We start from the raw sequence: 562 nt of genomic DNA on the forward strand, positions 1-562 counted from the left end.
GCGCGGGCGATGGCGACGCGCTGCTGCTGCCCGCCCGAAAGCTGCGAGGGCGTGTTGCCCTCCCTTCCGGCCAGCCCCATCTGCCCGAGCGCCAGCAGCGCGCGGGCGGTGCGCGAGCCGCCCTTCACCGGCCCGTCCGAGGCGTAGAACAGCGGCAGCGCCACGTTGTCGAGCGCGCTGGTCCGCGCCAGCAGGTTGAAGCTCTGGAACACGAAGCCGATGCGCGCGCTGCGCACCCGCGCCAGCTCCGGCTCCTCCAGCCGGGCGACGTCGACGGATTCGAACCGGTATTCGCCCCGGCTCGGCCGGTCGAGGCAGCCGAGAATCGCCATCAGCGTCGACTTGCCCGACCCCGACGAACCCATGATGGCGACGAACTCGCCCGGCCCGATCACGAGATCGACCTCGCGCAGCGCCTGCACCTCGACATCGCCGCTCCGGTAGGTCCGCGAAACACCGCGCAGCTCGATGACCGCCCCTGGCACCGCCCCCGGCATCGCCCGCGCCCCGTCAGAACCGCGGCACGAAGGGCGTCGCCGCCCGCGCCCGCCGCTCGCCGGTG

1 protein-coding gene is annotated in these 562 nt (G+C 73.8%); it reads right to left on the reverse strand.

Going from position 1 to position 562, the window contains the following annotated elements; all coding sequences use genetic code 11:
• A partial coding sequence (locus APM_RS11640; RefSeq protein ID WP_039888431.1) for an ABC transporter ATP-binding protein occupies nt 1-497 on the reverse strand: 497 nt, incomplete at its 3' end.
• Nucleotides 498-562: the final 65 nt, after the last annotated feature.

It is taken from the genome of Acidiphilium sp. PM (genome assembly GCF_000219295.1).
Lineage (GTDB): Bacteria > Pseudomonadota > Alphaproteobacteria > Acetobacterales > Acetobacteraceae > Acidiphilium > Acidiphilium multivorum.